19 protein-coding genes are annotated in these 19,282 nt (G+C 49.6%); 16 read left to right on the top strand and 3 right to left on the bottom strand.

All coding sequences use genetic code 11. The features are described from left to right. From AC1WIP_RS01535 to AC1WIP_RS01485, 11 genes are all read left to right on the top strand, one after another. A partial coding sequence (locus tag AC1WIP_RS01535; RefSeq protein ID WP_481140156.1) for a carbohydrate ABC transporter permease occupies positions 1–582 on the top strand: 582 nt, incomplete at its 5' end. Then, positions 579–1,412, top strand: coding sequence for a carbohydrate ABC transporter permease (locus AC1WIP_RS01530; RefSeq protein ID WP_481140155.1), 834 nt, complete (start codon positions 579–581; stop codon positions 1,410–1,412). The genes AC1WIP_RS01535 and AC1WIP_RS01530, both read left to right, overlap by 4 nt. A gap of 39 nt (positions 1,413–1,451) precedes the next feature. After that, positions 1,452–2,639: a CaiB/BaiF CoA transferase family protein gene (locus tag AC1WIP_RS01525; protein ID WP_481140154.1), complete on the top strand. Its 1,188-nt coding sequence runs from the start codon at positions 1,452–1,454 to the stop codon at positions 2,637–2,639. A gap of 54 nt (positions 2,640–2,693) precedes the next feature. Continuing rightward, positions 2,694–3,602, top strand: a complete 909-nt coding sequence (locus AC1WIP_RS01520) for a hydroxymethylglutaryl-CoA lyase (protein WP_481140153.1) — start codon at positions 2,694–2,696, stop codon at positions 3,600–3,602. Between the two features lie 22 nt (positions 3,603–3,624). Further along, positions 3,625–4,581 carry a phosphoglycerate dehydrogenase gene (locus AC1WIP_RS01515; protein ID WP_481140152.1) on the top strand — a complete coding sequence of 319 codons (957 nt, stop codon included), beginning with the start codon at positions 3,625–3,627 and terminating at the stop codon, positions 4,579–4,581. Positions 4,582–4,659: 78 nt separating this feature from the next. Continuing rightward, on the top strand, positions 4,660–6,072 hold the full coding sequence (locus tag AC1WIP_RS01510) for a glycerate kinase type-2 family protein (RefSeq protein WP_481140151.1): 1,413 nt from the start codon (positions 4,660–4,662) through the stop codon (positions 6,070–6,072). A gap of 4 nt (positions 6,073–6,076) precedes the next feature. Continuing rightward, entirely contained in the window at positions 6,077–7,585 is a 1,509-nt protein-coding gene (locus AC1WIP_RS01505; RefSeq protein WP_481140150.1) for a glycoside hydrolase family 1 protein, read from the top strand. Positions 7,586–7,770: 185 nt separating this feature from the next. Next, the gene (locus tag AC1WIP_RS01500) at positions 7,771–9,198 is read left to right on the top strand and encodes an LCP family protein (RefSeq protein WP_481140149.1); all 1,428 of its coding nucleotides are present in this window, start codon (positions 7,771–7,773) and stop codon (positions 9,196–9,198) included. 15 nt (positions 9,199–9,213) lie between these two features. Further along, positions 9,214–9,522, top strand: coding sequence for a hypothetical protein (locus AC1WIP_RS01495; protein ID WP_481140148.1), 309 nt, complete (start codon positions 9,214–9,216; stop codon positions 9,520–9,522). A gap of 318 nt (positions 9,523–9,840) precedes the next feature. Further along, positions 9,841–10,182 carry a PadR family transcriptional regulator gene (locus AC1WIP_RS01490; RefSeq protein WP_481140147.1) on the top strand — a complete coding sequence of 114 codons (342 nt, stop codon included), beginning with the start codon at positions 9,841–9,843 and terminating at the stop codon, positions 10,180–10,182. Next, positions 10,169–11,431, top strand: coding sequence for a permease prefix domain 1-containing protein (locus tag AC1WIP_RS01485; RefSeq protein WP_481140146.1), 1,263 nt, complete (start codon positions 10,169–10,171; stop codon positions 11,429–11,431). Before AC1WIP_RS01490 ends, AC1WIP_RS01485 begins: the two co-directional genes overlap by 14 nt. 62 nt (positions 11,432–11,493) lie before the next feature. Here the strand turns inward: AC1WIP_RS01485 and AC1WIP_RS01480 are convergent, their stop codons facing one another. The 3 genes from AC1WIP_RS01480 to AC1WIP_RS01470 all read right to left on the bottom strand — a co-directional run bounded on the left by AC1WIP_RS01480 (position 11,494) and on the right by AC1WIP_RS01470 (position 13,656). After that, positions 11,494–11,823: a hypothetical protein gene (locus AC1WIP_RS01480; protein ID WP_481140145.1), complete on the bottom strand. Its 330-nt coding sequence runs from the start codon at positions 11,821–11,823 to the stop codon at positions 11,494–11,496. An 80-nt stretch (positions 11,824–11,903) separates the two neighbouring features. Continuing rightward, positions 11,904–12,953 carry a sensor histidine kinase gene (locus AC1WIP_RS01475; protein WP_481140144.1) on the bottom strand — a complete coding sequence of 350 codons (1,050 nt, stop codon included), beginning with the start codon at positions 12,951–12,953 and terminating at the stop codon, positions 11,904–11,906. Beyond that, complete coding sequence (locus AC1WIP_RS01470; RefSeq protein WP_481140143.1) at positions 12,943–13,656, bottom strand: response regulator transcription factor; 714 nt, start codon at positions 13,654–13,656, stop codon at positions 12,943–12,945. The genes AC1WIP_RS01475 and AC1WIP_RS01470 overlap by 11 nt, the downstream gene beginning before the upstream one ends. A 230-nt stretch (positions 13,657–13,886) precedes the next feature. Between AC1WIP_RS01470 and AC1WIP_RS01465 the strand changes: the two genes are divergently transcribed. The 5 genes from AC1WIP_RS01465 to AC1WIP_RS01445 form a co-directional block, all read left to right on the top strand. Next, complete coding sequence (locus tag AC1WIP_RS01465) at positions 13,887–15,107, top strand: CapA family protein (RefSeq protein ID WP_481140142.1); 1,221 nt, start codon at positions 13,887–13,889, stop codon at positions 15,105–15,107. After that, positions 15,104–16,075, top strand: coding sequence for an MDR/zinc-dependent alcohol dehydrogenase-like family protein (locus AC1WIP_RS01460; RefSeq protein ID WP_481140141.1), 972 nt, complete (start codon positions 15,104–15,106; stop codon positions 16,073–16,075). Before AC1WIP_RS01465 ends, AC1WIP_RS01460 begins: the two co-directional genes overlap by 4 nt. After that, positions 16,075–17,211, top strand: coding sequence for an aldo/keto reductase (locus AC1WIP_RS01455; protein ID WP_481140157.1), 1,137 nt, complete (start codon positions 16,075–16,077; stop codon positions 17,209–17,211). The genes AC1WIP_RS01460 and AC1WIP_RS01455 overlap by 1 nt, the downstream gene beginning before the upstream one ends. Then, positions 17,211–18,101 (top strand): AraC family ligand binding domain-containing protein, encoded by an 891-nt coding sequence (locus AC1WIP_RS01450; RefSeq protein ID WP_481140140.1) that lies wholly within the window; start codon positions 17,211–17,213, stop codon positions 18,099–18,101. The genes AC1WIP_RS01455 and AC1WIP_RS01450 overlap by 1 nt, the downstream gene beginning before the upstream one ends. A 144-nt stretch (positions 18,102–18,245) precedes the next feature. Continuing rightward, on the top strand, positions 18,246–19,282 hold a 1,037-nt coding region (locus AC1WIP_RS01445), incomplete at its 3' end, for a galactokinase (RefSeq protein ID WP_481140139.1).

Here is a 19,282-nt window from a genome sequence, read left to right as displayed (position 1 = left end):
AGGGGACAAAGCTTTTTTAAGACTATTTACTTTTTTCCAGCAGTGCTTTGCATGATCAGCGTGGGACTGATTTTTGACAAAATATTTTACTTTGGTTTTCCGGAAATCGGAAACCTGCTGGGAATAGAGGCTTTCACACACAATATTTTATCCTCCAATAAAACGGCTGTGTTCGGCATCCTTATGGTGAATGTGTGGAAGAGCTGCTCCATTCCCACTGTGCTGGTTCTTTCAGGCCTGCAGACTGTACCGGCCGAGCTGCTGGAATCGGCGAATCTCGACGGAGCGGGACGCTTCCAGCAATTCCGTCATATCACTCTTCCCTTTATTCTGCCCACTCTCAGCGTGGTGCTGGTGCTGGCGCTGAAGGAAGGGCTGATGATCTATGATTATGTGCTTGTCCTTACCGGAGGAGGCCCTGCCGGGGCCACAGAATCCATTACCATGACCTTATACCGCATGGGATTTGAGGATATGAAATACAGTCTGGCAATCGCCATGTCTATTATTGTAGCCCTGGTGATTATCATACTTTCCTTTATACAGATTAAGATCACAAACAGAAAGAGGGTGTATGAATGAAACTGAAAAGAGGATATAAGCTCCTTTTGTATACAATCTTAAGTCTGGGGGCTTTGGTCATTGCACTTCCCATTTATCTGACAATAGTGTCAACACTTAAGACGGACGGGGAAATGATGGCACACTTTTTTTCACTGCCTTCAAACCCTACTCTGGCAACCTATGTGGAAATTCTTACGGAGGGGGAATATTTTACGGCCCTGAAAAACACAGTGGTGATCACAGGGGTGGTGCTGGCAGCGGAGATTGTGTTTCTTCCTATGTTTTCCTACCCTATCGCCCGGCGGATGCACAGCAGCAGATATTACAAATTCCTGTATTTCTATGCCATTGTGGGAATTTTTATCCCCTTTCAGGTAAAGATGTTTCCCATGATAAAGCTGTTAAACACCATGGAAATGACAAACCGGCTGGGACTCATTTTTTATTATCTGGGCATACAGACCTGCGAGGGCGTATTTTTGATCAGCGGCTATCTGGCCTCCATATCGGATGAGCTGGAGGAGGCGGCCTATATTGACGGAGCAAGCACAAGGAAGGTATTTTTCCATATTGTATACCCCCTAATGAAGCCCATCATAGCCACTATGATCATAAAGAACGGTCTATGGGTCTGGAACGATTATTTTGCTCCCTCCTTGATATTGGCAAAATCCAGGGCATGGCGTACGCTCCCCTTATTCCAATACGCCTTCAAGCAGGAGAGCTATACCCAGTATACCATGCTTTTTACGGCGGTGGTGCTGTCAATGCTTCCTATTATGGTGATATACATAGTGGCCCAGAAACAGATTATCGGGGGAATGATGACAGGAGCGGTGAAGGGTTAAAATTTTTGTGCCGCAAAAGGCGGCGGAATGGAGATTTACATGAGAAGAGCTTTGGAAGATATTACGGTGCTGGATCTGACAAGGGTTTTGTCAGGACCCTACTGCGGAATGATTCTTGCAGATCTAGGGGCAAATGTAATTAAAATTGAAAATCCAGACGGAGGGGACTCCGTGAGAGGAAATACGCCCCAGGTAAATGGACAGAGCGGCTATTTTATGGCGGTGAACCGAAATAAAAGAGGTATGACAATCAATCTTAAGACAAAAAGAGGGAAAGAAATTTTTCTAAAGCTGGTAAAAACTGCAGATGTGGTTTTGGAAAATTTCCGTCCTGGTGTGATGGACCGGCTTGGGCTTGGGTATGAGGAGCTCAAAAAGGTGAACAAGGGAATCATTTACGGAGCCATTTCAGGCTTTGGACAGACGGGCCCTCTCCGGGAATACGCAGGCTATGACATTATCGGACAGGCTATGTCCGGCATCATGAGCTGCACAGGATGGCCCTACTCCCCGCCAACCAGGTGCGGCGCACCCATAGGGGACACGGAAGCCGGCCTAAACTGTGCCATTGGTATTCTTGCCGCGCTGCACAACCGGGATTTTACGGGGGAAGGGCAAATGGTGGACGTGTCTTTGGTGGACGCTATGGTTTCTTCGCTGATCACATTAAATATGCGTTATCTCAATGGAAATCTGCTTCCCCACCGGACGGGAAACCGATACGAAAATCTCTATCCCTATGACGCGTTCCAGACCATAGACGGATACGTTGCCTTTTCCGCAAACACGGATCAGCACTGGGCATGCCTGTGTGAGTTTATGGGAACCCCTGAGCTGATTGAGGATGCAAGAACCGTGTCTATTGCGAGCCGTCTGGAGAACCATGAATTTATTCAGGGGATCATAGAAAACTGGACCAAGCAAAAGACCACCAGGGAGGTGATAGATCTGCTGGGCAGCAAAAAGATGGCTGTTGCGGAAATCCTCTCCATTGACCAGGTGGTGGAGCATCCCCAGATGGCAAAGGCACGCAACATGTTTATTGAGATGGAGCATCCCGTTGCGGGGAAGGTGAAAATAACAAATAACGCCATTAAAATGTCGGGAACCCCTTCCGATTTGAGGATTCCCTCTCCCCTGCTTGGCCAGCACAACGAAGAAATCCTGACACAGCTTGGCTACAGTGGGGAAGAAATAAAGCAGATGAAGGCAAATTGCGAGATTTAGATAAATTTATTACGTCCGGATAGGCGGACAAAGTGATGCATAGGAGGTATGGAAATGGTAAGAATCACAGAGGTATCCACCAGAGACGGATTTCAGTCGGTGAAGGAGTGGATTCCAACAGAGGTAAAAATGGAAATTATGGATGCGCTGATAGACTGCGGCATTACCCGTATGGATGTGACGTCCTTTGTACATCCCAAGTTTGTGCCTCAGATGAAGGATGCAGATGAGGTGTTTGCTCATTTTAAGGAGACGGCGCCGGAAAATGTGGACGGCCTTGTACTGGTTCCCAATCTGTACGGGGCAAAGCGTGCCCTAAAGCTTGGGGCAAAGCATATCGCCTGGGTGTGCTCGGCAACGGACAGGCACAATCTGGAAAACACCAAAAGAACCATAGACCAGACCCTTGAGGAAATGAAGGAGCTGGTGGCCATCAAGGGAGATGCAAAGCTATTGTTTGGCCAGGCCTGTTCCTTTGTATGCCCCTTTACAGGGCCTGTGGATCCAGGGCAGGCAGTCAGCATCCTGTCAAGAGCGCTGGAACTGGGGGCGGATGAAATTTCCGTCTGTGACACTACGGGAACGGCCAACCCCGCAATGATCAGGGCGTTATTATTGGAATGCAGACGCGCCCTTCCGGGAGTTGCGCTGCCCTCTCTTCATCTGCACGACACCTATGGCATGGGGCTTGCAAATGTGCTTGCCGCCCTGGAGCTTGGGGCGGATACCTTTGATGCGGCATGTGGCGGAATCGGAGGCTGTCCCTTCACGCCGGGAGCCACGGGCAATATTGCCACAGAGGATATGGTGGGCATGCTGGAGGATATGGGAGTGAAAACAGGAATCAACCTGGAGAAGCTTTTAGAGACCTCCGTGATGATTCGGGAAAAGCTGTCAGGCTGTTGTGCGGCAAGCCACAGGGGCTTTGTGGCTTCCCAGCACAGGGCGGCTGGGTCAAACTAAATCTGGCAAGGAGGGGTTTTGGATGGATCATCGCATTGCGGTCACTTCGGGAGAGGTATTTGATTATATCAGGCAGTATGCGGCGCAAAAGGGCCTGGAAGCGGAAAAGATAACCATAAGGGAAAACACCAGAGAGGAGTTTGAGCGTAAGGTGAAGGGGTATCCCGCCATTCTGGCGGGCGGTGAATTTTATAATGAGGAAATACTGAAAGCCTTGAGTGGACCGCTTAAAATTATTACCCGTTTTGGGGTGGGCTATGACCAGATAGACTGTGAAAGTGCAAAAAAATATAAGATTGCCGTAGCAAATACTCCGGGCTCTAACTCTGCAGGGGTGGCTGACCAGGCTATTATGATGATGCTGGCTCTTGGGCGCAGCGTCTGCCGCTATGACACCCAGACAAGAAGAAACTGCTGGGAGAAATCGGAGATTGTCACCCATGAGCTGGAGGGTAAAACGGTGGGGTTAATCGGGTTTGGCCATATTGCCAGGATTTTAAGAAGATATTTGTCCGGCTTTGGCTGCAGAGTACTGGTGATGGACGATTATGTAAAGGATGACATCCTGGAAAAATACGATGTCCAGAGGGCGGATTTGCCAACCCTTGCCCGGGAATCGGATTTTATTTCCCTGCATGTACCCATAACGCCCAGCACACGGGGCATGATTGACAAGGAATTTCTAAAGCTTATGAAGCCCACGGCATACCTGATCAACACCTGCAGAGGGGGCGTGGTAAAGGAAGGAGATTTGATCTGGGGATTGAGGGAGGGGCAGCTTGCAGGAGCGGGACTGGATGTGCTGGAGCAGGAGCCTTCTGCTCCTGACAATCCGCTTTTTAGGATGGAACAGGTAATTTTGTCCCCCCATGTTTCCTTTAACACCCAGGAATCAAATGAAAGAACGGCGCGGATGGCTGTGGACGAAATCTGTGAATATCTGACATCGGGACATTGCGCCCACATTGTGAACGGATGAGAGACGGAGGTTACATAAATGCGCATTTTAAACCGGGAGCAAATTATCTCACATGGAAATCGAGCCGGAAGAGAAAAGATGCTGGAAATATTGGAGGCAGGGCTTTGCGCTGCAGACCCTTATTTCAACACGAAAAAGCTGTTTCGCAGGCAGAAGGAGCTTTTATATGTGGGAGATGTGGATTTTGAGGCCGAGGGGGATCCTAAAAGCGGCATTTCCTGCTATGATCTGGAGAAAATTGAAAATATCTATGTGGTGGGAGCGGGAAAGGGCTCCCACAGGGCAGCAAAGGCAGTGGAAGAAATCTTGGGAGACAGACTGACAGGGGGAGAATTGATCTGCAAATACGGGGATAAGCCTGATCTCAAAAAAATCAATGTCACCTTTGGCGCGCATCCAGTGCCGGATGAAAATTCTGTGGCCGGCTCAAAAAAAATTTTGGAGCTGTCGCGGAAGGTAACGGACAAAGACCTGGTGATTACCATCATAGCCAACGGTGCAAGCGCACTGCTTACGCTGCCCTATGAGGAGATTCCCCTTGAGGACGCCATGGAGCTTGTCCGTTATATGCAGATTGAAAAGGGAGCCAAGACCATCCACTTAAATGCAGTGCGAAACCATATTGATCAGCTCAAGGGAGGGAGAATTTCCAGGGCCTTTGCCGCTGCGCAGCTGATTCATCTGGTGATAGCGGACGCAAACCATCATCAGATCGAGGAGCCCAGAAGGGATTATGACTATATTATGAGGCACAATAACTGGCTGCACAATCTGCCGGACTGCACTACCTTTGAGGATGCGGTGGAAGCGCTGCGCAAATATGACGCCTGGGAGGGCTGCCCTAAGTCTATAAGAGATTTTCTGCTGAAGGCAGACCCCGCCTGTGAAACGGTAAAATATGAAGAATTTCAAAAAAGCAGGTTCAGAATGTTCGGCGTAATGCCTGAAAAATTCCACTTTCTTCTGGCAGCCCGAGAAAGAGCAAGGGAGCTTGGGTTCCACGCAGTGCTTCTGTCGGAAGCTGTTGATGTGGAAGCCAGTCAGGCGGGCTATATGGCAGGTTCCATCGCTGCCTGCATGGAAAAAAACGGGGAACCGGTGCAGTCCCCGGCCGCACTGATCTCCACAGGAGAAATGATTGTCACAGCGGATAAATGTCCTGGCGTGGGCGGGCGCAATCAGGAATACGCCCTGGCAGCGGCAGGAAAAATTGAGGGCAGCAGACGGATTATCATTGCCTCTGTGGACACGGACGGCACAGACGGCCCTGGGGGCTTAAGGATTGCGGGAGCGCCCGTATGCCTTGGAGGCGCTATTGTGGACGGAGACACTATAAAGGAAATGAAACGCTTAGGAATTGACGGAAAACAAGCCTTGCGCACCCATAATACAAGCCAGGCCCTGTGGCAGACAGGCTGCGGCATCTCTATTGAGCAGAATATCAGCATGAATGACCTGACGGTTATCCTGCTGTTGAAAGAGGAGGAATAGCTTCATGAAGGATTTTAGGAAAGGGCAGGCGCTTCCCTTCCCAGAGGGGTTTCTGTGGGGCGGGGCCACCTCCGCCCCACAGTATGAAGGAGCCTATAACGAAGATGGGAAGGGACTTTCCACCGCAGATGTGATCACCAGCGCAGATATAGATAGAAAGCTTCCAAGACGCATTACCTATCTGCTGCCGGATGGCGAAAGGGGAAGCAGGGAGATTTCTCCTTCCTGTGATATCCCACAAGGGGCTGTATTAAGGTGCTTTCCAGAGGAATATTACCCCACCCATGAGGCCACGGACTTTTATCACCATTATAAGGAGGATATTGCCCTGATGGCTGAAATGGGATTTCGCTGTTACCGCATGTCCATCAGCTGGCCCAGGATTTTCCCCACAGGAGAGGATGCCTGCCCCAATGAGAGGGGTCTGGCGTTTTACGACAAAGTTTTCGACGAATGCCGCAGATACGGGATAGAGCCAGTGGTAACCCTTTATCACTGGGATACGCCCCTGGAGCTGGCAAACAAATATGGGGGGTGGTCCTCCAGAAAGGTAGCCAATGCCTATGTAAGATACTGTAAGACTGTTTTTGAGCGCTATCAGAATAAGGTAAAATACTGGATGACCTTCAACGAGATCAATAACCTGGACAGGCTGCCCATGTATTGCGGAGCCCTTTTTGCCACGGATGCAAAATCCAGGGCCCAGGCAGCCTACCACCAGCTTGTATCAAGCGCCCAAGCGGTAAAGCTTGCTCATCAGATCAACCCTGGGATGAAGGTGGGAACCATGATCGCCGCCCGGGCGGTATATCCTTTTTCTGTAAATCCCAAGGACAGTATTTTGGTGATGGAAGAAGAAAGAAGCATGTATTTTTACTGTGACGTCCAGTGCAGGGGCCGATACCCGGCGTGGAAGCAAAAGGAATATGAAAGGCAGCAGATTGTTCTGGATCGTGAAAAGGGGGATGCGGAAATCCTGCGGGAAGGAACCGTGGATTTTATCGGATTTAGCTATTATTCCAGCAGCTGTGTCTCCGCAGACCCCAATATCTGTAAATATCAGGGTGATGAATACACCGCTATTGTAAATCCCTATTTGGAAAAGGGGGAATGGGGCTGGCAGATAGATGCCACAGGCCTTAGAAAGGTGCTCAATGAGTTTACGGACAGATACGGTCTGCCATTGTTTGTGGTGGAAAACGGCCTGGCAGTCCGTGATGCTGAGAGCCCTGACGGGAAAATTCACGACAGGGCTCATATTGCTTACTTCAGAGAGCATATTGCCGCTATGGCCCAGGCAATCCATGAGGATGGAGTGGATTTGATCGGATATACGCCCTGGGGCTGTATCGATATTGTCAGCGTTGGGACGGGAGTCATGAGAAAGCGCTACGGCTTTGTGTATGTTGACAAAAATGATGATGGAACCGGAAGCCTGCAGCGCAAAAGAAAGGACTCCTTTTTCTGGTATCAAAGGGTTATCGCTTCCAATGGGACTGATCTGGGAAACTAGAAGCTTCTTCTGGGTAAGACAAAAGCTTTGCCTAAAATTTAAAAAATTTTAATTACTTGTCTGGTGACGAAGCGGAAAAGATGTGTTATTCTTAAAGACGCAGAAGGCATTGCCAGAAAAGAAAACCGGCTGCAGGAGGCCTTTTTGGCTTCTGCAGCCTTTCTCAGCATAAAAAGGATGATAGGATGAGCAGGGATTTTACAAACAAGGATTCAGGCAGAGATTCCATAAATGAGATGGAACAGATTCAAAAAGGGCTGGAGGCGTTTCTGCAGCAGGAGCTTAAGGAAATGCAGGATGAAAAAGAGACGGGCGGCACAAGCAGAGAGCCCCAGCTTTTTACCATAGGAGAAGAAGAAAACCAGGAAAAGGAGATTGATATTATCGGTTCGTCAGGCAGAGGCAGGAGACAGGACAACAGAAGAAACACAGAGGATTATTTTGAGGACTGGGACAGCGGGGAGCCTGTAAGAGAAAGAAAGACACAAACCTATTCCCGGGATACGCGCCAGAGAGCTGCAGGTCAGGGGAAAAAAGGCTCCAAGACATCCGGGGGAAAGAACGTCAAAGCAGCAGGAAAGAACTCCCGCAAAAAAGAGGCGGCAGCGGAAACAAAGGGCAAAGCCTCACAGCCCGCAGAGAGAAAGCAGAAAAAGAGAAAAAAGAAAAGGTCAGGTCTTAAGAAATTCCTGATTACCGTTGCGGTGCTTCTGGTTTTTCTGGCAGGAGGCTTATATCTGGCGGTGGGAGCGGTTTATGCCCAGATGAACTATGAGCCCGTAGAATCGGTGTCTGCACAGCCCATGAAGGAGGAAGGGGTAGTCAATATTCTGCTGATTGGAAATGATTCCCGGGAAAACGGCGAGGACGGACGCTCGGACGCCATGATTCTGCTTTCTATCAGCAACAAGACAAAGAAGATTTATATGACCTCTCTGCTTCGTGATATGTATGTGGAAATTCCGGGACATGACAATAACCGGCTCAACGCGGCTTATTCCTTTGGAGGGGCGGAGCTTCTCATGGAGACCATCGAGCAGAATTTCGACATTACCGTGAACCGCTATGTGCTGGTAAATTTTGAAGCTTTTGCAAACCTGGTGGATGCTGTGGGAGGTGTGGACCTGGAGCTGACCAGCGAAGAGATCGAATATGTAAACGGCTATCTGGTGGAATATAATATGCTGTTAGGCCGTCCGGAGGGAACGGATTACATGGATACCTCTCAGAGCGGGCTGGTGCATTTAAACGGGCCACAGGCTCTGGCCTATTGCAGAAACAGATATCTGGGAACGGACTTTGGGAGAACGGAGAGACAAAGAAAGGTGCTTTCCGCAGTGATTGGGAAGCTTCCCTCCGCCCTTTTGACCAATCCCGGTGAATTGATGGGCGGTCTGATGCCCAATCTCACAACCAATCTGACCCAGGGAGAATGCTTCCGCTTAAGCCTTATGGCGTATAAGCTTTTAAGCTACGATATCATACAAAACAGCATTCCCTTAGAGGGAACCTACTCCAACGCCACGATTCGGCAGATGGCAGTTTTGGAGGTGGACTTTGAGGCCAACAAGGCCTATCTTCGGGAAAATATATACGGCGAGACCGCACAGTAAGGGAGGAATCGGAGGATGGCCACCATTTTATTTGTGTTTGTAGGGCTGATCTGCCTCATGCTGGGTGTCAGAACCTTTTGCGCACAGGAACGAAATAAGGTGTTTAACAAGCGGCCCATTCAGGTGACCGACGTAAAGAAATACAATCGTCTCTGCGGGGCGTTGATTATTGGCTTTGGCATAGCTGCGGAAATCACCATTTATTTTATGGCCACCACACAGGGAATCATCAGCAGCCTCTGTACATTTGGAATTGTGGCGGAGGCTGTCCTTGTGATGGTTTTGTATCAGGCCATTGAGAGAAGGCTTTTGAAGAGAAGGTAATACGCACAGAGAAGGGAATTGTCTGAAGAAAGCGGCTGTAACAGCTTGTAAAAATGGAATAGAGGTACTTGACATAGATAGGCTGCCTATATATACTGTAAGTAGTATATAGGCAGCCTATCTATGTAAAAAATGATGATCAAAAATAGGTAATTGCGAAACTCGCTCTCTGGTATCAGAAACTGGGCGTAATAACCAAAATAAGGGTGACTAGCTACTGCTTCGGAACCCGTTTTTGGTTATTATGAACAGGTTCGTGACTTTGTCTGCGAGTTTCGTAAACGCCTATTATTAAAAAACAGGAAAGGAAGAAGAAAAATGGCGGTTGACAAAAGTCTTGTTTCAGGAAGTATGACTATGCTGCTTTTAAAGCTGCTGGAGGAAAAGGATTTATATGGGTATGAAATGATAGAGACCTTAAGAGAACGTTCTGAGAATGTTTTTGAATTAAAGGCGGGCACCCTGTATCCCTTGCTGCATGCCATGGAAAGCAGGGGACTTGTAAAATCCTACGAAAGGGAAGCTGGGGGAAAGACCAGAAAGTATTACAGCATTACCAAAGAGGGGAAAAAGCTGTCTTTGGCCAAGCAAAAGGAATGGGAGGAATATTCCCGGGGAGTCAGGGGAGTCATCGGAGGTGGCGGCTATGGATTTGTCTGAATATATAGCTGTGGTCACAGCACAGATGCGCTGTAAAAGGGCCCGGGCGATGGTGGCAAAGGAGCTTGCAGACCATATTGCGGATCAAAAGCAGGCCTATGTGGAGACGGGAATGGATGAGGCTTCGGCAGAGCTTGCGGCGGTGAGACAGATGGGGGATGCGGGGGAGGGGGGCAGAGAGATGGATCGCATCCACAGACCCAGAATGGATGTAAAGGTGCTTGCGCTGGTGGGCATCTTTTCCCCGGCTGCCTGCTTTTTGCAGAATATGCTGGTTATGGCCCAGGGAAATGGGGAATGGACCTTAAGGGGCGCGGCCTTCACCGCACTTCCTGCGCTTTTGGGAGTACTTCTTATGACGGGAATTTTGTTTGTGGATTATACCTGGCTTTGCAAAAGACCCTTGACGGTATGGATTGTGTTTCTCTTAACTGCTATGCTTCCGCTGGAACGAATTGCAGGAAGAGAGGGAGGGGCAGAACTCATCCAGTATCTGCTGCTTGCTCTTTTTCTTCCGGCTTATGGGGGCGTCATTTATCATTACCGGAAAAAGCGTCTGCCTGGCCTGTTATTGTGCCTTGCATGGCTGGCGGCGGGAGCGCTGGTTTTCCTTTTTTGTACCGGCCGGTTCTTTTCGGTGCTGACAATGGGGATTGCAGGCATCCTGCTGCTTTCCTTCTGTGTGGCAAAGGGATGGTTTGAAATTTCACCCTTTTCCGGCTTTGGGACTTTGCTTTTAACGGCAGGAGGGGGCGTCTGTGCTTTTGCCTGGTACATTTTGAAACAGGGAAATGCCTATCAGGCAGCCAGGCTGGAGGCCCTATGGAATGGGGGCTGGGAGAGCTCCTACATTGTGGAGGGAATACGCCAGATTCTGCAGAATCTGCAGATGGTGGGAGGAAAGGGCATATCCTTTCCCTGGGAGGGAGCCCTGGCTTTTCTTCTGCTGTTAGAAAGATTTGGAATTGTGGCGGCGGCTTTTGCGGTGGCCGGACTGGCAGTCATGTTTGTACAGATGGCGTCCGGGGTGAAAAAACAGAAAAATGTATTTGGCGGGATACTGGGAGCAGCCTGCCTTCTTGGGCTGTTTCTGCCCACTGTGCTTCATATTTTGTGCAATCTTGGCCTGATACCCTATAGCGAGGCAGTGATTCCCTTCCTGTTTCCGGGATGGACGGCAAACGCTGTCTGCTATACCTTGCTTGGCCTGTATCTGTCTGTTTATCGGAATACGGATGTAGCAGCATAATCCGGGATGCTCTGCAGCCCCCTGAAAACCCAGGATGCCAAGGGTTTTCAGGGGGCTGTGTGCTAGAAGAAAAAGAGCTTGAGCATTCCGGCAGCCACGGAGATGGACGCCAGAATATGCGCCGTCAGGCAGAGGCTCTTTTCTTTGGCGCGAAGCCGGATCAGCAGGGCCGCTATGCTTAAAATACCAAAGGCCCAGGAAATCAGCTGCTCTGCAATATAATTGGAGGGAAGGCTCGTGGCGCCAAGCACCGCTATCGCCATGCCCCAAAAGACCAGAAAATAAAAGACAGCCTTTTTCCCTTGCTCACTCTTTAAAAGAAATAAAAGCAATATCCCCAAAATACTGATGACACTCATTGCCACAAACATTAAAAAATAAAGTCCTAACATTTTGTTTCCTCGCTTCTCTTTTGATACCAATAGGATACCTTAAAGACTTGAAGAAATTTAAAAGAAAATTCTGAAGAATTCTAAAGCTCCTGCCGCAGAGGGATTTGTATGGTAATTTCAAAATTGTCTGCATCCTCCCTGATTTCCATGGAACCTCCGTAAGCTCTGGCGATTCCCTGAATGCTTTTGAGCCCCAGCTTCAAGCTTTCTCCCTGATGGGGGATTTTGCTTTTTTTGTTGCGCTGAATGAGGGTGAGAAGCCCATCTTTGGTTCGTATCAGGAGGAACACCCGGTCTGCGGGGTCCGCATACTTTTCCACATTGGAGAGAAGATTGTCGAAAATCCGCTTCATTTCATTGATATCCAAATATGCCTGAAAATTTTGGCACTGGCTTAAATCGGTCTGGCATACAAAGTCTTCTTCCAGGCCTTCAGACCATTCTGCCGCAAGCTGCTCCAGGAAAAGAAGGCCATTTTCTATTTTTTCCGGTCTCCTTCTTTCTTTCCCCAAAAGCAGCTCCGAAAGGGTCTTGATCTGCTCTGCCTTTTTTCTCACCAGCGCAAGATATTCACGGAAATTTTCCTCTGTCAGTGTATCCCTGCTTTCCATATATTCAGAATAGGAAAGTATGGAAGTCAGCGGTGTGCGTATATCGTGGGAGAGACTGTGGATCAGCTCCTCTCGCTCCTTGTGAAAGGCCTGCTCCTTCTCTTGGAGCTCTCTTTGGGAACGGGAGAGGAAATTAATGCTTTCCGCCAGCTGCGTCAGCTCATCATTGCCCTCCAGCGCAATCTCAAAATCCATTTCTGCTTCCCGAAGCCGCTCAATTCCATCGATGATAGTAAGGAGATATGCAATTTTCTGCCCAAACAATACCAGGAAAATTACAATAAAAATAATGATGCAGGCAAAAAAGCAGACTGTTTTCATCCAGGCCGCCAGAACGTCCCGGGTCGCCAAATCTAAGACAATTTCATTGGCGCTCAGATAGGTGTCCGCAAGGGATTCGGAGGTATAGCTTAAAAACAGGTAGAAAAAGGCGGATATCAAAAAGCTGGCACAGATCAGCTCCACCAGTTCCGTCTTTAATTTCTTTCTTTTTTTGGAGGGTTCTGCTTTATTCCACATAGTATCCCTTTCCCCAGGCAGTTTTGATATATTGGGGACTTCTGGAATTGTCTCCCAATTTATTCCTGATATTTTTAATATGCACCATAATGGTTTCATCTCCCACTGCCTGCTCCTGCCACACGCTTTGGTAAATATTATCAAGAGAAAAAAGCTTTCCGGGGTGAAGGGCCAAAAGCTCCAGTATTTTGAATTCCGTGTAGGTGAGAACAATAAGCTCCCCGCCTTTGGTCACAGATTGGCTTTCCTGATCGATCACAAGATCACGAAAGAAAATTTTGCCAGAATGACCCGTCCGATTCCCCGAAGCCTCTGGGCTTGGAAGAGAGTATTGCTGGACTCTGCGCAGCAGAGATTTGATCCGTATGAGAAGCTCCGCATTGGAAAAGGGCTTTGTCACATAATCATCTGCACCGGCCGAAAACCCCAGCACTTTGTCAGATTCCTCGGAATACGCCGTCAGAAAAATGATCGGGGCCATAAAGCGCTTTCTCAGCTGTGTGCCGGCGGAAAATCCGGACATGGCAGGCATACTTACGTCCAGAAGATATAAGTCAATGGATTCCTCCGCTTTCTCCAAAACCTCTCTGCCGTCCCTTGCCAGCACAACCTCATAGCCCTCCTGTGTCAAAAGCATAGATAAGATATCTCTGATTTCCTTGTCGTCGTCGGCCACAAGAATTTTATTTTTTCCGTGTTCCATAACAGGCTCCTTTCGCTTTTTACGCTTCCTCACTGACCGTGTGCCCTACCGGCCCATTGCTTTAAAAACACTATATAATATTTCCACGTTTCCTTCAAGGAGCTTAAAAATTGACTTTTTTAAGGGGCAAAAAACATTCAACTTGTAGTGCGAAAGGGGGCGTGCTAAAATAAAAATAAGCAGAATTTCCGCGCCCGTTTTGGGGGCGGAGCAGGATGTGAGGAGAGTATATGGCACGCAATAGAAAAAAACGGAGACTGCTTTTGGGGATGCTTCTCCCCACAGCTGTTATGACAGTACTGATTGCCTGCGGGGACGACCTTTCTATTCAGGTGCCCGCCGTCAGCTATCAGGATCTGGCCCAGCCCATCGGCGGGTATGGCGCCCAGGAGGACAAAGAAGAGGATAACAAAGAGAACAGCGGGGAAAAAGAGTACAAAGAGGAAAACAAAGAGCCTTCCGTCCAGGAGACGACCTCTCTTAGCACAGAAGAAGGGGTGGAACAAGGGACTGTTACCATTACTATTTCCGCTGCAGGAGATACGACCCTGGGCAATCACAAGGAGCAGGATTACGGCTACTCCTTCAGGCAGGCTTACGATCAGGCAGTGGACGACAGTTACTTTTTTGAAAATGTATACGATATTTTCAGCCAGGACGATATGACCATCGTGAATCTGGAGGGGCCGCTGACAGATTCGGAGAATGCCAGGGAAGGACAGGTCTACAGCATCAAGGGAGACCCTGGCTATGCAGGGATTCTCACAAGGGGCAGCGTGGAGGCTGTGAGCATGGGAAACAATCACAGACTGGACTATGGGACACAGGGAAGCGATGATACGGTGGCGGCCCTTGAGAAGGAAGGCATCGTCTACGCCTTTGAGGAAAATACAGGTATTTACGAGGTGAAGGGAATTAAGATCGGAATTGTGTCCGTAAATGAGGTCTCCCAGGGCGCCGCCGTGGAAAAAACCATACAGGAGGGAATCGCAGGACTGAAAGAGCAGAAGGCGGATGTGATTCTTGTGTGCTGCCACTGGGGCGTGGAGGGAGAATATGAGCCGGAGGACTATCAGAAGAGCCTGGGAAAGAAGTGTATTGACTGGGGAGCGGATCTTGTGCTGGGACACCATCCCCATGTGCTTCAGGGAATCGAGGAGTACCAGGGAAAGTACATTGTATACAGTCTGGGCAACTTCTGCTTTGGGGCCAATCGAAACCCGGCGGATAAGGACTGTATGATCTTTCAGCAGACCTTTACCTTTGTAGACGGGCAAAAGCAGGAGGAATCCTCTGTGCGGGTGATTCCCTGCTCTGTCAGCTCCACAAGCAGCAGAAACGACTTTAAGCCAACCCCTGCAAAGGGACAGGAGGCCCTGCGGATATTGGAAAAAATAAATGGGTACAGCAAAGCCTTCGGGGTGGAATTTGATCAGGAGGGTTATAGATGAGAGGAATTTATTTTGACGGAAAAGAAGCGGCTTATCGGGAGGATCTGCCCATGCCGGTCCCAGAATCGGGGGAAAGCCTGGTACGGATTTTGATGGCTGCGGTATGCAACACGGACAAGGAAATCTTAAAGGGCTACAGGCCGGATTTTCAGGGCGTCATGGGCCACGAATTTGTGGGAGTGGTGGAAAGCTCCCCCGACCCGAAGCTGGCAGGAAAGCGGGTGGTGGGAGAGCTGAACGCCTCCTGCGGACATTGTATCTACTGCCGCACGGGAAGGCCCACCCACTGCAGCAGCCGCAGAGTGCTGGGAATGCACCAAAAGGATGGGTGCTTTGGGGAATATATGACCATTGACACAAAGCTGCTTCATGTGGTGCCAGACCGGCTTGCCACGAAGGAGGCCATCTACACGGAGCCCCTTGCGGCCGCCTTTGAGATCATGACCCAGATCACCCTCACCCCGGAGAAAAACGTAGCCATTCTCGGGGACGGCAGGCTTGCCTACTGTGTGGCCCAGGCCATGAACGCAGTGGGAAAAGAGGTTGCTGTCATCGGAAAGCATCCCGAGAAGCTTAAGCTTTTTGAGCCCTTTGCCCAGGTGGGCACCAAATGGGAGAAGGAGGGCTATGAGATCGTGGTGGAGGCTACAGGCTCCCCCTCGGGAATCCGGCAGGCCCTTGAAATGGTGCGGAAAAAGGGAACCATTGTATTAAAAAGCACCTATGCCGGAGAAACCACCCTTCCCATGAGCCTGATCGCCGTAAATGAGATTAGTATTGTGGGAAGCCGCTGCGGTCCCTTTGCTCCGGCCCTGGAAGCGCTGGCCTCTGGAAAAGCGGTTTTTCCTGACATTACCTTGTTTGAGCTTGCACAGTATAAAGAGGCCTTCGCTTATGAGGGCTTTAAGGCGGGATTCTTGATTACAAAGCCGCTCACGCGGCAGAATGAAAGGAAAGATGCTAAATGATGGAAAAGAGAAAATTGGAAAAGCTGGGAATTGAAACCTCGCTGTTAGGCTTTGGCTGTATGCGCTTTCCGGTGACGGCAGAGGGAAGGATCGACGAAGAGGAAGCGGAGAAGCTGCTGGATACAGCCATAAAGGGGGGCGTAAATTACATTGATACGGCATATCCCTATCACAACAAAGAAAGCGAGCCCTTTGTGGGAAAGGTGCTGCAGAAATATGACAGGGATTCCTTTTACCTTGCCACCAAGCTTCCGGTGTGGCTGGTGAAGGAGACCGGGGATGTTGACAGGCTTTTTGAGGAGCAGCTTTCCAGGCTCAGGACGGATCATATTGATTTTTATCTGATGCACGCCCTTGATAAAGAGCGGTGGGAGGCCATGAAGGAAATCGGCTGTATAGAGCGGCTGGAGCAGCTAAAGGCCCAGGGGAAAATAAGGTATCTGGGATTTTCCTTTCATGACAGCTATGAGGTGTTTGAGGAGATTCTGAATGACAGGGACTGGGATTTCTGCCAGATTCAGTTAAATTATATGGATGCCGGGGAACAGGCGGGACTGAAGGGCTATGAGCTTGCGGCGAAAAAGCAGATTCCCATGGTGGTGATGGAGCCCGTGAAGGGAGGCTCCCTGGCTTCCTTTGGGGAGGACATCACGGAGAAATTTAAGAGCCAGAACGAAAAGGCATCCATTGCATCTTATGCGTTTCGCTGGGTGGGCAGTCTGCCCAATGTGAAGGTAATCCTAAGTGGTATGTCCACCATGGAGCAGGTGGAGGATAATCTGGGCACCTTCAGTGATTTCCATCCCCTGACGGGTGAGGAAAGACAGCTTGTGGAGGAAGTGGTGGAAATTTTAAACAGCCGGGTGCGCAACGGCTGTACCGGCTGCCGCTATTGCATGCCCTGTCCGGCGGGCGTGGATATTCCGGGATGCTTCAAGGCGTGGAACACCTACCATATCTATCAGAATTACAACATGGTAAAGCATGCCTGGGAGGTGGAAATCGGGGAAAAAGGACAGGCCAAAAACTGTGTCAAATGCGGGAAATGCGAGCAGGCCTGCCCTCAGAAGCTTTCCATACGGGCTGACTTAGAAAGGGTACAGGCGGATCTGGATCAAAAGGAAATGGTGCGCTGATGGAGAAGGCGTTTAAGCTGGATTTTGAAAATGATAAGGTGGGAAGCCTGTATGTAAACTGCTGCGGCTGTTCTCAAACCCAGAGCCTGCACAGCTTCGGACCGGCCTCCAAGCCTCACTATCTGATTCATTATGTGCTCAGCGGAAAGGGTATTTTTAAGTTTCACGATAAGGAATACCGGCTGGAGGCAGGCTACGGCTTTCTTATACAGCCCAATGAGCTGGCCTTTTATCAGGCGGATGAAAGAGAGCCCTGGAGCTATCTGTGGGTGGGCTTTGCGGGCAGCAGAGCTGAGGAATATTTAAACGCAATGGGACTGTCGGGACGGCACCCTATCTTTGCCTGTGATAAGTCAGAGGAGCTGTACTCCATTGTGCGGGATATGATGGAGCATAATACCTTTGGCGTGGCGGATGATCTGCGGCGCAACGGCCTGTTAGGCGTATTCTTGTCTGTGATTGCCGAAAATGCAGGGGTGGTGGCCAAGGAGGAGGAGGACAAGGGAAATCAGTATGTGAAGAAGGCAGTGTCCTTTATTCAGAGCAATTACTGTAATCCCATAAAGGTCACGGACGTGGCGGAATATGTGTGTATCAACAGAAGCTATCTTTACACCCTGTTTCAAAGCTACCTGGGCATGTCCCCCCAGCAGTTTCTTACCACCTTCCGCATCACCAAGGCCAGGGAGCTTTTGGATTCCACGGACTATCCCATAGAAAGCATTGCGCTCTCCTGCGGCTACAGCGATGCGGTGGTCTTTTCCAAGGCCTTTCACGCCATGCGGGGAATGTCTCCCTCCAGATACCGGAAGGAAAGCCACAGAGAGAGCACAAGGGAGCAGCTTAAGGAGGTAGAGCATCTGATCGCCCAGCTTCTGGAGCAAAAATGAGGGCTGGCTTCTCATAATACAACATTTTGACAGGTTCAAAAAACATAATGATGTAGTATTTCCCTTTGCCTTTTGTATAATGAAAACATAAGGAAAGACTTAGCGCCTGGCGCTTGGGCTGGGCCGGAAAGGTGTAGGTGTAGGATGAAGGAAACGATTTTGGCGAAATTTGCGGAGGTTTTTGGCGATGGAGAGGGTGTACAGACCTATTTTGCGCCGGGAAGAGTGAATCTGATCGGAGAGCATACCGATTACAACGGGGGACATGTATTTCCCTGTGCGCTGACCATTGGCACCTATGGCGCAGCCCGCAAAAGGCAGGACAGAAAGCTGCGGTTTTTCTCCATGAATTTTGAAAAGCTGGGAGTGATAGAATCCTCTCTGGACGATCTGGTTCCAAGCAAAGAGGCAGGCTGGACCAACTACCCAAAGGGCGTGATGTGGGCCTTTGGAGAAAGGGGCATGGAGATTCCCTTTGGCATGGACCTTCTTTTGAACGGAAATATTCCAAACGGATCGGGACTTTCCTCCTCCGCTTCCCTGGAGGTGCTCACGGGATTTATTCTCCGGGACTTTTTCGGCTTTGAGGTAAGCAATCAGGACCTGGCCCTGATCGGACAGTTTTCCGAAAATAATTTTAATAAGGTAAACTGCGGCATTATGGATCAGTTTGCCATTGCAATGGGCAAAAAGGATCACGCCATCTTTCTGGACACTGCAGATTTGTCCTTTGAATATGCGCCCATCAAGCTGGAAAATGCCAAGATCGTCATTGCCTGCAGCAACAAGAAAAGAGGCCTTGGGGACTCTAAATACAACGAGCGCAGAAGCGAATGTGAGACGGCGCTGGCAGAGCTTCAAAAGGTGGTAAAGATCGACGCTCTGGGAGATCTGGATGAAGAGACCTTTGAGAAATACAAGGATGCCATAGGAAGCGATGTGAGAAGAAAAAGGGCAAAGCATGCGGTTTATGAAAACCAGCGCACCATTCAGGCGGTTTCGGCCTTGAAGAATAACGATGTGAAGCGGTTTGGAGAGCTGATGAATGCTTCGCATGTGTCCCTTCGGGATGATTATGAGGTGACGGGCATAGAGCTGGATACCCTGGTGGAGGAAGCCTGGAAGGTGGAGGGCGTGATCGGCTCCCGCATGACGGGCGCAGGCTTTGGAGGCTGCACGGT

The organism is Acetatifactor sp., assembly GCF_982438285.1.
This window is presented reverse-complemented; position numbering and strand designations above follow the sequence as displayed.

Bases quoted from the DNA above. Each gene is read 5' to 3' on its own strand.
- AC1WIP_RS01530 (WP_481140155.1), top strand. From the start codon at position 579: ATGAAACTGAAAAGAGGATATAAGCTCCTTTTGTATACAATCTTAAGT.
- AC1WIP_RS01525 (WP_481140154.1), top strand. From the start codon at position 1,452: ATGAGAAGAGCTTTGGAAGATATTACGGTGCTGGATCTGACAAGGGTT.
- AC1WIP_RS01520 (WP_481140153.1), top strand. From the start codon at position 2,694: ATGGTAAGAATCACAGAGGTATCCACCAGAGACGGATTTCAGTCGGTG.
- AC1WIP_RS01515 (WP_481140152.1), top strand. From the start codon at position 3,625: ATGGATCATCGCATTGCGGTCACTTCGGGAGAGGTATTTGATTATATC.
- AC1WIP_RS01510 (WP_481140151.1), top strand. From the start codon at position 4,660: ATGCTGGAAATATTGGAGGCAGGGCTTTGCGCTGCAGACCCTTATTTC.
- AC1WIP_RS01505 (WP_481140150.1), top strand. From the start codon at position 6,077: ATGAAGGATTTTAGGAAAGGGCAGGCGCTTCCCTTCCCAGAGGGGTTT.
- AC1WIP_RS01500 (WP_481140149.1), top strand. From the start codon at position 7,771: ATGAGCAGGGATTTTACAAACAAGGATTCAGGCAGAGATTCCATAAAT.
- AC1WIP_RS01495 (WP_481140148.1), top strand. From the start codon at position 9,214: ATGGCCACCATTTTATTTGTGTTTGTAGGGCTGATCTGCCTCATGCTG.
- AC1WIP_RS01490 (WP_481140147.1), top strand. From the start codon at position 9,841: ATGGCGGTTGACAAAAGTCTTGTTTCAGGAAGTATGACTATGCTGCTT.
- AC1WIP_RS01485 (WP_481140146.1), top strand. From the start codon at position 10,169: ATGGATTTGTCTGAATATATAGCTGTGGTCACAGCACAGATGCGCTGT.
- AC1WIP_RS01480 (WP_481140145.1), bottom strand. From the start codon at position 11,823: ATGTTAGGACTTTATTTTTTAATGTTTGTGGCAATGAGTGTCATCAGT.
- AC1WIP_RS01475 (WP_481140144.1), bottom strand. From the start codon at position 12,953: ATGTGGAATAAAGCAGAACCCTCCAAAAAAAGAAAGAAATTAAAGACG.
- AC1WIP_RS01470 (WP_481140143.1), bottom strand. From the start codon at position 13,656: ATGGAACACGGAAAAAATAAAATTCTTGTGGCCGACGACGACAAGGAA.
- AC1WIP_RS01465 (WP_481140142.1), top strand. From the start codon at position 13,887: ATGGCACGCAATAGAAAAAAACGGAGACTGCTTTTGGGGATGCTTCTC.
- AC1WIP_RS01460 (WP_481140141.1), top strand. From the start codon at position 15,104: ATGAGAGGAATTTATTTTGACGGAAAAGAAGCGGCTTATCGGGAGGAT.
- AC1WIP_RS01455 (WP_481140157.1), top strand. From the start codon at position 16,075: ATGGAAAAGAGAAAATTGGAAAAGCTGGGAATTGAAACCTCGCTGTTA.
- AC1WIP_RS01450 (WP_481140140.1), top strand. From the start codon at position 17,211: ATGGAGAAGGCGTTTAAGCTGGATTTTGAAAATGATAAGGTGGGAAGC.